At 61.1% G+C, this 14,004-nt stretch carries 13 protein-coding genes; 3 read left to right on the forward strand and 10 right to left on the reverse strand.

Annotated features, from left to right (window positions below):
• Nucleotides 1-66: 66 nt before the first annotated feature.
• The 10 genes from coaBC to pyrR form a co-directional block, all read right to left on the reverse strand.
• Entirely contained in the window at nucleotides 67-1,320 is a 1,254-nt protein-coding gene (gene coaBC, locus CACC_RS06605; RefSeq protein WP_035108465.1) for a bifunctional phosphopantothenoylcysteine decarboxylase/phosphopantothenate--cysteine ligase CoaBC, read from the reverse strand.
• A 138-nt stretch (nucleotides 1,321-1,458) separates the two neighbouring features.
• Nucleotides 1,459-1,761 carry a DNA-directed RNA polymerase subunit omega gene (gene rpoZ, locus CACC_RS06610; protein ID WP_005279075.1) on the reverse strand — a complete coding sequence of 101 codons (303 nt, stop codon included), beginning with the start codon at nucleotides 1,759-1,761 and terminating at the stop codon, nucleotides 1,459-1,461.
• A gap of 40 nt (nucleotides 1,762-1,801) precedes the next feature.
• Nucleotides 1,802-2,371, reverse strand: coding sequence for a guanylate kinase (gene gmk, locus CACC_RS06615; RefSeq protein ID WP_005279073.1), 570 nt, complete (start codon nucleotides 2,369-2,371; stop codon nucleotides 1,802-1,804).
• A gap of 8 nt (nucleotides 2,372-2,379) precedes the next feature.
• Nucleotides 2,380-2,703 (reverse strand): integration host factor, actinobacterial type, encoded by a 324-nt coding sequence (mihF, locus tag CACC_RS06620; protein WP_023017443.1) that lies wholly within the window; start codon nucleotides 2,701-2,703, stop codon nucleotides 2,380-2,382.
• Between the two features lie 259 nt (nucleotides 2,704-2,962).
• Nucleotides 2,963-3,802 carry an orotidine-5'-phosphate decarboxylase gene (pyrF, locus tag CACC_RS06625; protein ID WP_005279069.1) on the reverse strand — a complete coding sequence of 280 codons (840 nt, stop codon included), beginning with the start codon at nucleotides 3,800-3,802 and terminating at the stop codon, nucleotides 2,963-2,965.
• The gene (gene carB, locus CACC_RS06630) at nucleotides 3,786-7,127 is read right to left on the reverse strand and encodes a carbamoyl-phosphate synthase large subunit (RefSeq protein WP_005279067.1); all 3,342 of its coding nucleotides are present in this window, start codon (nucleotides 7,125-7,127) and stop codon (nucleotides 3,786-3,788) included. Before carB ends, pyrF begins: the two co-directional genes overlap by 17 nt.
• 25 nt (nucleotides 7,128-7,152) lie before the next feature.
• The gene (gene carA, locus CACC_RS06635) at nucleotides 7,153-8,313 is read right to left on the reverse strand and encodes a glutamine-hydrolyzing carbamoyl-phosphate synthase small subunit (RefSeq protein WP_005279065.1); all 1,161 of its coding nucleotides are present in this window, start codon (nucleotides 8,311-8,313) and stop codon (nucleotides 7,153-7,155) included.
• Nucleotides 8,314-8,355: 42 nt separating this feature from the next.
• Entirely contained in the window at nucleotides 8,356-9,693 is a 1,338-nt protein-coding gene (locus CACC_RS06640) for a dihydroorotase (RefSeq protein WP_005279063.1), read from the reverse strand.
• A gap of 37 nt (nucleotides 9,694-9,730) precedes the next feature.
• Nucleotides 9,731-10,687, reverse strand: coding sequence for an aspartate carbamoyltransferase catalytic subunit (locus tag CACC_RS06645; RefSeq protein ID WP_005279061.1), 957 nt, complete (start codon nucleotides 10,685-10,687; stop codon nucleotides 9,731-9,733).
• Nucleotides 10,684-11,292, reverse strand: a complete 609-nt coding sequence (pyrR, locus tag CACC_RS06650; protein WP_005279060.1) for a bifunctional pyr operon transcriptional regulator/uracil phosphoribosyltransferase PyrR — start codon at nucleotides 11,290-11,292, stop codon at nucleotides 10,684-10,686. Before pyrR ends, CACC_RS06645 begins: the two co-directional genes overlap by 4 nt.
• A gap of 145 nt (nucleotides 11,293-11,437) precedes the next feature.
• Between pyrR and CACC_RS06655 the strand changes: the two genes are divergently transcribed.
• The 3 genes from CACC_RS06655 (at nucleotide 11,438) to CACC_RS06665 (ending at nucleotide 13,870) form a co-directional block, all read left to right on the forward strand.
• Nucleotides 11,438-12,790 (forward strand): TIGR01777 family oxidoreductase, encoded by a 1,353-nt coding sequence (locus tag CACC_RS06655; protein WP_005279058.1) that lies wholly within the window; start codon nucleotides 11,438-11,440, stop codon nucleotides 12,788-12,790.
• Nucleotides 12,791-12,864: 74 nt separating this feature from the next.
• Nucleotides 12,865-13,356 (forward strand): YbjN domain-containing protein, encoded by a 492-nt coding sequence (locus CACC_RS06660; protein WP_005279056.1) that lies wholly within the window; start codon nucleotides 12,865-12,867, stop codon nucleotides 13,354-13,356.
• The gene (locus CACC_RS06665) at nucleotides 13,349-13,870 is read left to right on the forward strand and encodes a YbjN domain-containing protein (RefSeq protein ID WP_005279053.1); all 522 of its coding nucleotides are present in this window, start codon (nucleotides 13,349-13,351) and stop codon (nucleotides 13,868-13,870) included. Before CACC_RS06660 ends, CACC_RS06665 begins: the two co-directional genes overlap by 8 nt.
• Nucleotides 13,871-14,004: the final 134 nt, after the last annotated feature.

A 14,004-nucleotide genomic window follows, 5' to 3' on the forward strand; every position in this document is an offset into this window, starting at 1 on the left:
ACCGAGGCATTCTGCCCCAACCCATTACAAGGCAACCCTAGACCAAGCGGTCTATAAACGCAATATTTAATTTCCCGGTTCAATCATTTCATTCACGGCGTCCAGAATCTGCGCCGCGACGACCTGCTTGGATCCATGCTCTACGCGCTGTGGTTCCTCATTCCGCCTCAGGATCCACCCCTCGCTACTTTCCTGGCCAAAGGTCACGCCGCGGCCGACCTCATTAGCCATCAATACATCGCACCCCTTGCGCGCAAACTTTTCTTTCGCATAATCCAGCGCCGAAGAATCGCCATCCCCCGTCTCGGCCGCGAAACCGACGATGACGCACTTTTGCGGCACCTCGCCCTCCTCGCGCGCTGCCACGAGAGACTTCAAGATATCTGGGTTTTCCACCATCTCTAGCGTCGCGAGCGCATCATCCGCCTTGCCCTTTTTCATTTTGGACTCAGCCACGTTCGCGGGCCGGTAATCCGCGACCGCCGCGGCCATGATGACGATATCGGCATCGCGGGATTCCTCGCGCATCGCGGCCTCCAAGTCTTGGGCGGAAACGATATTCCGGATCGTAGCCCCGCTCGGTACGGGCAGCTCCGCCGTATTGCCTGCCACAACCGTGACATCCGCGCCCTTGTGTGCGGCGACCTCAGCCAGCGCAAACCCCTGCCTGCCGGAGGAACGGTTTCCTAAATAGCGAACCGGATCCAATTCCTCTTGAGTGCCACCGGCAGAGATCACGACCTTCAGCCCCGCCCAGCTGTGATCGATATGAAAACCCGCGAGCTCGGTGCGCGCGATGGCCGCAATCTGTTCTGGATCCGGCAGCCTGCCTGCGCCCGTATCCTTACCCGTAAGGCGCCCGTGCGCTGGTTCCATGACGGTAATTCCGCGCCGGCGCAGGGTCTTTACGTTGTCTTGTGTCGCTGGGTTATTCCACATTTCGGTGTGCATGGCGGGCGCCACGATGATGGGACACGTTGCCACCAGCACGGTCGCGGTCAACAAGTCATCGGCGCGTCCCGCAGCCAAGCGCGCAATGAGGTCAGCCGTGGCAGGGGCGATGACCACGGCATCGGCCTCCTGACCTACCGCTACGTGTTGAACGTCCTCTACGGCCTCAAAAACACTGGTGGAAACGGGATTTCCGGATAATGCCTCAAAAGTGGCGGCACCTACGAAGTTCAATGCGCTTTCTGTAGGAACGACGCGGACATTATCGCCATGTTCTTTGAAATTGCGCACCAAGTGGCAGGCCTTATACGCGGCGATGCCACCGGCAACGCCAAGCACGATATTGCGAGGAGATTTTGAAACAGTCACATCGCACAATCGTACCGTGCAGGCATGACAAGAGCCCCGCCCGGCCACCACGTTAGTTCCACAGAAGTGAAACCAAGTGGGCTTGGCCGGACGGGGCTGAAATGAGGCACAAGGTGCGCACGCGAAAGCGAGCGCTACTTACTTGCCTTCCTCGTGGTCCAACAGACCTGCGTCGATTTCGCGCAGCGCGATGGACAGTGGCTTCTCGCCGGGCTCTGGGTTAACCAGTGGGCCGACGAACTCAAAGACGCCTTCATCTTGCTCTTGGTAGTAGCTATTGATCTGGCGCGCACGCTTGGCAGCGAAAATTACCAAGGCGTACTTGGAAGAAACCTTGTCCAACAGCTCATCGATTGGCGGGTCCGTAATGCCAATCGGGTCATCAAATACCGGTTCCGACTTCGCGGATTCAGTGTTAGAAGGGGTGGTCACGTTAGTCACATGCACCTTTACATTGGTTGAAGATGGTCAAAAGAAGAGTCTATCCACGCAGGATATCACTAATGGCGGCCACTGCCTCATCTAGGTTTTCATTGACCACAACGTGATCAAACTCATCCTGTGCAGCTAGTTCCTCGTACGCAGTGTGCAACCTACGATCAATGACGTCTTGCGGTTCGGTACCGCGACCGGTCAGGCGCTCTACCAACACCTCCCACGAAGGCGGTGCCAAGAAGACCAAATCCGCTTCCGGCAAGGCCTTGCGAACGCTGCGCGCACCGGCCAAATCGACCTCGACGAGAACCGGGCGACCGGCGTCCAAGGCCTCTTCTACGGGCCGGGCGGGTGTTCCGGAACGCTGCAATCCGCCGTGAATATCTGCCCATTCGAGCATCTCACCGGCATCAATGCGTTCCTGAAAGGCCTCAGGGGTGACGAAGAAATAATCCACGCCGTCTTTTTCCCCGGGGCGGGGCTGGCGCGTTGTCATAGACACGCTGAAATACAGCCCCTCGACGTCATGCCGTAGACGCGAGACTACGGTGGATTTCCCCACTGCGGAAGGACCCGCCAACACGACGAGGCGACCGCGAGCAGTTGCGTCAGCCATAGACGTGATTATTCGTCGTCGTAACCGAAGCGCTCAAGCAGAGCACGACGCTGGCGCTCACCCAGACCGCGCAGGCGACGGGTCTGCGCAATCTCCAGATCTTCCATGATTTCCTTGGCCTTGACCTTGCCAACCTTAGGCAGAGCCTCGAGGAGTGCGGAAACCTTGGTCTTGCCGATGATCTCATCGGTCTCAGCCTTTTCCAGCACGTCCTTCAGGTCGGTCTCGCCGCGCTTAAGCGCAGCCTTGAGCTCAGCGCGAGCCTTGCGGGCCTCAGCGGCCTTTGCGAGAGCTTCCTTACGCTGCTCATCAGTCAACTTTGGAAGGGCCACGAGTTTCCTCCGATTCATTAGATTGCTTCTATTACTTCTGATACTTGGTACCAGATTCCGGTTGCCAAACGCGATGGAAATACCGCGGAAAGTTACCCTGAACCTTCGAGCACACCGACTTCTGATTATCCTAGCACCGCTAGTGACACGATGACGATAGGCGACCCAGATGGGCCGCTCGTTTTAGCACGTCAACGCACATGCCTAGACCAAAATACCAGGTAAACGGCGCGGCCGTTAATTGGCCCCGCCGCGTGTCCTAATCCCGGAATTGGTCTGCGGTATCGATCACCGCTTTGCGCAGGTCATCGACCTGGGGGCCGCGTTGCAAGACGGCACGGGAGACGTTGGCGAACCCAAGCTGCGGGCACGCAGACACAATGGAGTGCACCTGCGCGGGACCTGCCCCTTGGGCGCCGACGCCGGGAAGCAGCACCGGCCCATTAAGCGCGTCCAAGCGGGGTGGGTCCTCGACGGTCGCACCCACCACAACGCCGACGCTTCCAGCAACACCAGCCTCACGCGCTGAGGCATTAAAGGCGGCGCACTCATCGATGACCGCCTGGGCAATCGAGTCGGCAGTCCCCGCAGGAACCGCTTGAATGGCGCGCGCCTCCGGATTAGAGGTTGCGGCCAAGACGAAGACGCCGCGGTTGTTTTCTAGTGCTGTGGCAATGGCCGCGCCCAGCGCCCCAACGCCGAGGTACGGCGATAAGGTCACCGAGTCAGCGCGCAGCGGCGAGGTACCGCCTAGCCAGGCATCGCCATAGCCTTCCATGGTGGAGCCGATATCGCCGCGCTTGGCATCCGCCACGGTCAGGCACCCTGCCTCGCGCAGGCCGGCCAGCGTTTCTTCCAAGACCGCAAAGCCTGCGGCACCGAAGCGTTCGAAGAAGGCCACCTGCGGCTTTACCAAAGCGGCGGAATCCGCAAAGGCCTCGACGCAGCGCAAGCTGAAAGTACGCAGGCCCTCCGGGGAATTATCCAGCCCCCACTTCTCTAAAAGGTACGGGTGCGGATCGATGCCTACGCAGAGGCGCCCGCGCTCGCGGCCGGCGTCTTCCAGGCGCTGGCCAAAGGATTTAGTTGCGTGGTTCATGCTCAAGCTCCTGAAGTGCGCGAACCTGCAAATCACCCTGGCGCAGGGCCTCGATGCCCTGCACCGCCGCCGTAATGCCCTGGACCACCGTGACGAGCGGCAGGCCCATGTGCACCGCTGCGGCGCGGATATCGTAGCCATCGTGGCGCGCACCGGCAGAGCCTGCTGGGGTATTGAGAATCCAGTCAATCTCGCCGTTGAAAATCTTGTCCACGATGGACTCTTCGCCCTCCTTGGCCTCAGAGACCTTGACGGCAACCTCGCACTCGATGCCGTTGCGGCGCAGCATCTGCGCGGTACCGGCGGTGGCGACGATGTTGTATCCCATGCGCGCCAAGCGCTGGATGGGGAAAATCAGGGTGCGCTTATCCCGGTTGGCCACGGAGACGAAGATGGTTCCTTCCGTGGGCGGCACGGCGAAGGCGGCGATTTCGCCCTTGGCATAGGCCGCACCAAAGTTGGTGGCCAGCCCCATAACCTCGCCGGTGGACTTCATCTCTGGCGACAACAGGGTATCCAGCAAGCTACCGTCTGGCCGGCGGAAGCGCTCGAATGGCAAGACCGCTTCCTTGACCGCAATCGGATGATCGAGCGGCAAGGAACCACCATCGTAGACCGATGGGATAAGTCCTTCTTCCCGCAGTTCCGCGATGGTGGATCCCATCATGATGCGGGCGGCAGCCTTAGCCAGCGGCACACCGGTCGCCTTGGACACGAACGGAACGGTGCGCGAGGCGCGCGGATTGGCCTCGATGACATAAAGGATATCGTCCTTCAAGGCGAACTGGACGTTCATCAGGCCCTTCACGCCAATGCCCTCGGCCAAGCGGCGCGTGGACTCGCGCACCTTGTCGATGTCCTCTGGCCCCAGCGTCATCGGCGGCAGGGCGCACGAGGAGTCGCCGGAGTGAACGCCGGCTTCCTCGATGTGCTCCATCACGCCGCCCAAGTAGACCTCGTTGCCGTCGCACAGGGCGTCGACATCGATCTCGATGGCCGAGTCCAAGAAGCGGTCCACCAAGACCGGGTGGTCTGGGGAGAGCTCGGTGGCGCGCTCGATATAGTTCTCCAGCGACTGCTCATCGTAGACGATTTCCATGCCGCTGCCGCCCAATACGTAGGAAGGGCGAACCAGAACCGGGTAGCCGATGGAGGCCGCGACCTTCCGAGCCTCCTCGAAGGAGGTTGCGGTGCCATACGATGGCGCTGCCAGCTCTGCCTCATCGAGGACCTTGCCGAATTCGCCGCGGTCCTCGGCGGAGTCAATGGCCGCAGGGCTGGTGCCCACCACCGGTACGCCGGCGGCGTCGAGGCGCTCTGCCAGGCCCAGCGGGGTTTGGCCGCCCAGCTGCACCAGCACGCCGGCAACCTCGCCGGAGGCTGCCTCTGCGTGGTAGACCTCCATGACGTCTTCGAAGGTCAGCGGCTCGAAGTACAGGCGGTCAGCGGTGTCATAGTCGGTCGATACCGTCTCTGGGTTGCAGTTGACCATCACGGTCTCATATCCCTTGCGGGAAAGCTCAAGGGCGGCGTGCACGCAGGAGTAGTCGAATTCGATGCCCTGGCCAATGCGGTTCGGGCCAGAGCCCAAGATGATGACCTTGCCCTTCGAGCCTTCCGGTGCTGGGTGCACCTCGGTTTCGGCATCGGGGTCCAACTCATAAGAGCTGTAGTGGTACGGCGTTTGCGCCTCGAACTCGCCGGCGCACGTATCGACGGTCTTGAAGACGGGGCGAATGCCCATGCGCCAGCGCAGGCTGCGCACGCCATCCTCGCCGTTGAACTCGGGGCGCAGGGCGGCAATTTGGGCATCGGAAAGCCCAAAGACCTTGGCCTCGCGCAGGAGCTGCTCGGTGAGCACGGGGGCATCGACAAGCTCCTGGCGGAATTCCACCAGGCCCTCGAGCTCCGCAATGAACCATGGGTCCACGCCGGAGGCCTCGTGGACCTCGTCGACCGTAGCACCGAGGCGCAGGGCCAGCTCGATATCGTACATGCGGCCCTCGGTGGGGCGCTCGAGATCCTTGAGCACCGCCTGCACGTCGGTGGCGCGCTCGCCCGCAAAGTACTCATCCGGCTTGGTCCAGAACCCGTTGGGCTTGTTTTCCAGCGAGCGCATGACTTTATTCAGGCCGGAGATGTAGTTGCGGCCGATGCCCATGGCCTCGCCCACCGATTTCATCGTGGTGGTCAAGGTGTCATCGGCGCCGGGGAATTTCTCGAAGGCAAAGCGGGGCGCCTTGACAATGACATAGTCCAAGGTCGGCTCGAACGCCGCCTGGGTTTCGCCGGTGATGTCATTTTGCACCTCATCCAAGGTGTAGCCGATGGCCAATTTCGCGGCCAGCTTGGCAATGGGGAAACCCGTGGCCTTGGAGGCCAGCGCCGAGGAGCGGGATACGCGCGGGTTCATCTCGATGACGATGATGCGGCCATCATCCGGGTTCAAGGCGAACTGGATATTGCAGCCGCCGGTATCAACACCCACCTCGCGGATGATGTCGATGCCCAGATCACGCATCTTCTGGAACTCGCGGTCCGTCAGCGTCAGCGCCGGCGCCACGGTCACGGAATCACCGGTGTGCACCCCCAGGGCATCAACGTTTTCGATGGAGGCAACGACGACCACGTTGTCATCGCCATCGCGCATGAGCTCAAGCTCGAATTCTTTCCAGCCGAGGATGGATTCCTCGATGAGCACGTTAGCCTCAGGCGAGGCCGCAAGCCCGCCGCCGGCGATGCGATCTAGGTCCTCGTTATTAAAGGCCAGGCCGGAACCCAGGCCACCCATGGTAAAGGACGGGCGCACCACGACGGGCAGGCCCAGCTTGTCGACGGTCTCGTGGACCTCATCCATGTTGTGGCATACCGCCGAGCGGGCGGATTCCCCGCCTACCGAGGCCACGATGTCCTTAAACTTCTGGCGGTCCTCGCCGCGCTCGATGGCATCGATATCGGCGCCGATGAGCTCGATATCGTACTTATCCAAAATGCCCTGACGGTCCAGCTGCACCGCGGCGTTCAGCGCGGTTTGCCCACCCAAGGTAGCCAGCACGGCGTCGATGGGGTGGCCTTCCTCGCTCTCCTTGACCAGGATCTTTTCGATGTATTCCGGCTCGATGGGTTCGACGTAGGTGTGGTCTGCGAACTCTGGGTCGGTCATGATGGTGGCCGGGTTCGAGTTCACCAGGGTCACGCGCAGGCCTTCGTCCTTGAGGACGCGGCAGGCCTGGGTTCCGGAGTAGTCGAACTCGCAGGCCTGGCCGATGACGATGGGCCCGGAGCCGATGACCAGGACGTGATTAATGTCAGTGCGCTTTGGCATAATATTTCTTCCTTTTCCTGGGTGACTACTTATTCGGGGTGTGGTTGGCCATGAGCTCTAAGAATTGATCAAAGAGCGGGTTGGCATCGTGCGGGCCGGCGGCGGATTCCGGGTGGTACTGCACCGAGAAGGCCATGCCATTGCGCAAGGCGACGCCCTCAACCGTGTCATCGTTCAAGCAGATATGCGTGATGTGGGCCGGTCCGAAGTCCGAGTCGAATTCGGCGTCCTTATCGGCTAGGTCGTAGTTATCTGGCGCTTGGAGTGCGAAGCCGTGGTTTTGGGAGGTGATATCGATCTTGCCGGTCAGCAGGTTGCGCACCGGGACGTTGATGCCGCGGTGGCCGAATTTCATCTTGTAGGTATCTAGGCCCAGCGCGCGCCCGAGCAGCTGGTTGCCAAAGCAGATGCCAAAGAACGGGATTTTCGCCGCGAGCACCTTTTTGATGGTGGCAACGGTGTCATCGGCAGTAGCCGGGTCACCCGGACCGTTGGAGACGAAGACGCCGTCCGGGTTATAGGACTGGACTTCTGCAAAGGTGGTGGTAGACGGCACCACGATGGTCTCGATGCCGCGCTGGGAAAGGTAGCGCGGCGTTGCGGATTTCACGCCCATGTCAAAGGCGACGATGGTGTGCTTCTTTTCTCCTTGGGCCTCAACAACATAGGGCTTATCGGTGGATACCTCGGCGGCAAGGTCCGCGCCCTCCATGGAGGACTGGCTCTTTACCTGCTCAAGGAGTTCCTCCACAGGCCGGGTGGCGGCCTCTCCGGAGAAGAGACCCGCGGAGATGGAACCGTAGTTGCGCAGGTGGCGCACCAGGGTGCGGGTATCAATCCCGCGGATGCCGATGACACCTTGGGCCTGCATTTCCTCGCTCAAGCTGCGCTCTGCACGCCAGCTAGATACGCGGCGGGACAGATCGCGGATAACAAGGCCTGCGACCCAGATATTATTGCCGTGGGACTCGTTGTCCTCATCGTTCCAGCCAGTATTGCCAATGTGCGGGGCTGCGGAGACGACGATCTGGCGGTGGTAGGACGGATCCGTCATCGTTTCCTGGTAACCGGTCATCGCGGTGGTAAATACGGCCTCACCGAGGGTGGTGCCGGTAGCGCCGAAGCCGTAGCCACGGAAGGTACGCCCATCCGCAAGGACGAGGATTGCTGGGGTTTTATCAGTCACGTCGTGGCCTTTCTGTGCCTTGATTGGGTGCTGCGTGCAAGGTTAGTCATGGGTAGCGGCGTTCAGATCGAACGTTACCGAGCCGCGCAAGATGGTGTGGGTAACTCGCGCACCAAATTCCTCGCCCGCATAGGGGTTGTTCTGGGACTTGGATGCAAGCTGCGCGGAATCGGATACCCAGTGGTGTTGTGGGTCAACGATGGTCAGGTTGGCAGGCTCCCCCACTTCCAAGGGGCGACCGTGGCCTGGGAGGCGCGTGATTTCGGCGGGGCGCTCGGACATGACGCGGGCGATAAAGCGCCAGTCCGCCAGGCCGGTTTCCACAAAGAGCTTGGCGATGACCGCCAGCGAGGACTCCAGCCCCAGCATGCCGGGGCGCGCGTTTTCGAATTCCACGCACTTGTCTTCGGAGCCGTGCGGCGCGTGGTCGGTGGCGACGCAGTCAATGGTGCCGTCCAGAAGCGCCTGGCGCAGCGCCTCCGTATCGCGCTGTTCGCGCAGCGGCGGGTTCACGCGGAAGAGGCCGTCATAGGTGCGCAGCTTGTCATCGGTCATAAGAAGGTGGTGCGGGGTGACCTCTGCGGTAAGCGGGATATCGTGCTCCTTTGCCCACTGCAGGAGCTCCACCGTGCCCTGCGTGGAGGCGTGGCAGATGTGTACGCGGTTGCCGTAATCACGGGCCAGCAGGGCGTCGCGGGCAACGATGGATTCCTCCGCTACGCGCGGCCAGCCGCGCAGGCCCAACCGCGCGGCGTTTTCGCCCTCGTGGGCAGACGATCCGCCGGTCATGCGGTCATCCTCGGCGTGCTGGGCCAGTAGCACGTCCATGCCCTTGGCGTATTCCAGCGCGCGGCGCATGAGCTGGGGGGTTTGCACGCACTTGCCGTCATCAGAAAACATGCGCACCTTGGCATCGCTGCGCGCCATCATGCCGAACTCCGTTAAGGACTTGCCTTCTAAGCCCTTGGTGATGGAGCCGACCGGGTGGACATCGCACAGCCCCAGTGCCTGGGACTTCGCCCACACGGATTCGGCGATGATGGGCTGGTCCGTGACCGGCGTGGTATTGGCCATGGTAAAGACCGCGGTAAACCCGCCCTTGGCCGCGGCCTTGGAACCGGACTCGATGGTCTCGGTGTCCTCACGACCTGGCTCGCGCAGGTGCACGTGCATATCAACCAGGCCTGGCAGCAGCACGTTGCCGCCGCCGTCGATGGTTTCGGCGTCCTCCGCTTGCACCTCGGGGCCGATGGCGTCAATAACCCCACCGCGGATGAGGACGTTGGTGGGCTCGCCTTCCCCGTACGGGCGAATATTTTTAATCAGTAGTGGGTTCTCGGCCGGTGCGGAAAGCCGGCCGGTAGCTGGGTACGTAGTCATTTTCTCTCCCTTTTACGTGGCTTATGCTCTGCCCGAATTAAATCCCGGCATTATCGCCATTGGTCAGCAGCGTAAAAAGCACTGCCATGCGCATGTGGACACCGTTGTTGACCTGCTGCAATACCGTGGTTTTATCCATATCGGCCACGGCGTAGTTAATCTCCATGCCGCGCAGCATGGGACCTGGGTGCATGACGATGGCATCCTTGTGCAGCGCCGCAGCGCGCTGCTGCGATAGCCCAAAGAGCTGCGCGTACTCGCGGTGGGAGGGGAAGAAGCCACCGTCCATGCGCTCTTGCTGCACGCGCAGCATCATCACGACATCGGCATCTGCAAGCTCTGCATCAAAGTCATAGGACACGCGCACCGGCCACTTGTCCACGCCCCACGGCATCAAGGTCGCAGGCCCCACGAGGGTGACCTCCGCGCCCAAGGTGTGCAGGAGATCCACGTTTGAGCGCACCACGCGCGAGTGCAGGCAATCGCCCACAATCTTTACCTTCAGGCCCTCAAAGCCATTATCGCCGCGCAGGCCCAGGCGCTGGCGCATCGTGACGGCATCGAGCAAGGCCTGCGTCGGGTGCTGGTGCGCACCGTCGCCGGCGTTGATGACGGCAGGGCCGTTTCCATCCGGGTCCACCCACTGGGCCAGCTGCTGCGGCGCGCCGGAGGACGGGTGGCGCATGATGATGGCATCGGCACCGATGGCCGCCAGCGTCAGGCCCGTATCTTTGAGGGATTCGCCCTTTTTCACAGAGGAGGTCGACGCCGAGAGGTTGATAACATCAGCGGACATCCACTTGCCGGCCGTTTCAAAAGACGAGCGCGTACGCGTGGAGTTTTCGTAGAAGAGTGTATAAATCGTGCGCCCGCGCAGCGTCGGCAGTTTTTTGACCTCGCGGCCATCGAGCGCCTCGCGGAAGCGATCGGCCTCATCCAGCAGGCCGATGATTTCTGCGCGGGATAGTTCCGCGCTATCGATGAGGTGTTTCATGAGTGCGTTCCCCTTATCTGCGCGGCATCGCCCGCGGACGTAGAGCGGGTGAGGACTACGGCATCGCGGCCATCGATGTCTTGGATATATACGGAGACATCTTCTTCCCGCGCCGTGGGCAGGTTCTTGCCCACATAATCGGCGCGGATGGGGACCTCGCGGTGCCCGCGGTCCACCAATACGGCCAACTGGATAATCGAAGGCCTGCCAACATCGCCCACCGCATCGAGGGCGGCGCGGATGGTGCGGCCGGAATAGAGGACATCATCGACCAAGATGACGGTGGCGTTATCTATTCCACCGTCTGGAATGGAGGTCGGTTGCAGGGCGCGGTGCGGGAAATTGCGTAAATCGTCTCTGTACAACGTGATGTCGAGCGAGCCCCATGGAACGGGGACCCCGGAAAACTCGTGTATCTTCTGCGCGAGGCGCTCCGCTAGGGGCACTCCGCCTGAGGGGATGCCCAGCAAAATGACCCGCGGGGCCTCCGCGGAATCGAGCGCCGTCTTTTCAATAATCTGGTGCGCGATGCGTGCAACGGTACGCGAGACATCATCGGAGCTTAAAAGCTCCAACTGGTTCGCGTTCACGTCAGTTCCACTCATCGTGACCTCCTTCCCCGCCTCACGATGCGGTCCTTAAAGGATGCCTGTCAATGAACTTGTAGACGTCTATGCTGATAGACACGTATTACCTTAGCACCTTACCCACCGCGTGGGTGAGGCTCAGTCGAAAGAGGTGCATCACGCAGTGAGTTTCTCTGCACAGCACGTAGTCCCAGCCGCCCGCGAACATGTTTGGCAATGGCACACCCGGCCAGGGGCGCTGACGCGCCTGAACGCGCCTTTTGCCTTTATGAAGCCGGTGCAGCAGGCTACCGATCTGGGCGATGGTACCTCCCTGCTCGCCCTTCCCGGCGGTTTGCAATGGACGGCCCAGCACGACCTTGCGCGCTACCAAGCCGGGTATAGTTTCAGCGATGTCTGCGTCAACGCACCCATCCGCAAATTTGCCAAGTGGCGCCATACGCACCGGTTTGCCGATCACCCAGACGGAACGCTGATTACAGACGAGGTAGATACCCGTATCCCCGCTGTGGCCCTCAACTCGGTTTTCGCCTACCGTCAGCACCAACTAATCGAGGATATTTCCTTTGAAAACCGCTTGCGCGAAAGCCAACTTGGCCACAAGCCTTTGACCGTCGCTGTAACTGGCTCGCACGGCAGTGTGGGCAGCGCCTTGACCGCACAGCTACAAACCCTGGGCCACACCGTGATCCCTCTCGTGCGCGGCGCGGCGGAGGCAGGCCAGCGCGAGTGGCGCCCACACCACCCGCGGCCCGATCTCCTCGAGGGCGTCGACGTCCTCGTACACCTGGCGGGCGAACCCATCTTTGGGCGCTTTAATGACAGCCATAAGTCCGATATCCGCGACTCCCGCGTGGGCCCCACCGAAAACCTCGCCCGCCTAGTGTCCACCACCGATTCCGTGCAGGCCATGGTGTGCGCCTCTGCCATCGGCTTCTACGGGTCTGAGCGCGGCGATGAGCTGCTAACCGAGGACGCCGAGCGCGGCGAGGGCTTTCTTACCGATGTCGCAGTGGACTGGGAGAAAGCCTGCGACCCCGCCCGCGAGGCCGGGAAGCGCGTGGTCAATATCCGCACCGGCATCGTGATGTCCGGCAATTCCGGCCTGCTACCGCTGTTGCGCGCGCTGTTTTCCACAGGGCTTGGCGGCGCCTTTGGTGACGGCAACTTTTGGTACAGCTGGGTAGCACTAGACGATCTCACCGATGCCTATATCCGCGCCATCGTGGATGAGAAGCTTGCGGGGGCGGTCAATGGGGCATCGCCAAACCCGGTGCTCAATAAGGACTTCGTATCTGCCTTGGGCTCCGAATTGCACCGCCCCACCATTCTGCCGATCCCCCAATTCGGCCCCGCTTTGCTCCTGGGCAAGCAAGGCGCGCAAGAACTCGCATTGGCCGACCAGCGCGTCAAGCCACAGGTGCTGGAAGATATAGGCCATACCTTCCGCTACCCCACCATCGACGCAGCCTTGGCGCACGAACTCGGCGGCGAAAGCCTGTGGGAGTCGCCGTAGGAGCGCTATGAGTTAGGTAAACTAGGCAGGGTTGACCATTATCCCCGATTAGTACATGGATTGAGACTACTTACGTGTCTGAAGAACCAACCCTGTATCCCGATACGCCCATTGAGGATGTCACCCTCGAGCGCATCGGTGAAATTTTTGACTCCGAAAAGCTCGAGTACCGCGTAGAAGAACAGACCGTCGGCGAAGGCGAGACGGTAAAGATCCTGCGCACCGGCTTTTCCAATATCGCCATTGCCCTGCAAGTGCGTGACGATGTCCTCGTGGCAGACTCCGTCTGGCGCGGCAACGCCCCAGCCTCGGAAGGCCCGCAACTGCTCATGGTCCTCAATAAGTGGAACCAGCAGCACTTCGCGCCCACCCTGCGCTTTTTTGAATCGGCCGAAAATAATCTGGCTGTCTCCGGCGTGCGCGAAATCAACATTTCCCATGGCCTGTCCCGCAACCAGATCGGTGCCTTCGTGATGTCCACCTTGGACTCCATGCTGCAGTCCATGGCTTTTGTTGAAGAGCACTACCCACAGCTTGTCACCTGGGAGGAGCATAACCATGACTAATGCATCCACCGCATCTACCGAAAACAATTTGCCCGAGGTCGATCTAGACCGCGTCGTAGCTGCCATGGGCACCTTCGATATTGAGCTGACCAAGGTGGAAGGCGAAATTGACGCCGCCACCGCCAACCTCAATGGCCTGCCCACCATGTTTGCGGTCCTGGATTCCGTTGTCATCGTGCGCTGCGATGTGCCAACCGATGCCTCGTTCTCCAAGGCCGATGCCGGACTCTTCCTCGCCGCCAACCAGATCAACTCTGTAGCATTCGGCGCGCGAGCAGTTATTTCTGAGCACGACGATATGCTCGTCGTCCGCACCGAGCGCGATATTCCCGCCGCCGCCGGAATGACCGATGAGCAACTCACCACCGCTTTGAAGAAGGCCGTCGATGCCGTTATCAACGGCCAGGACGCCATGGTGTCTGCCGCCGAGGAAATGGCCAAGCTCGGATCTGAAACCGCTGCGAAGGCTGGCAACGGCGGCGAGGAAAACTCCACGCCGTCTGGAAACGCCTAAGCCGCCATTTTTCTAGGCACCTCTCCCCGCACCTGCTTCGCCTCGTCTCGCGCACTCGCGTGCTGCGGCGAGGCGGCGATGCGGGGATTTTTAGGCGCTTTGCCCTGCCTTAAGCTCTCAGCACCGCGACTAAT

This window comes from Corynebacterium accolens, assembly GCF_023520795.1.
GTDB lineage: Bacteria > Actinomycetota > Actinomycetes > Mycobacteriales > Mycobacteriaceae > Corynebacterium > Corynebacterium accolens.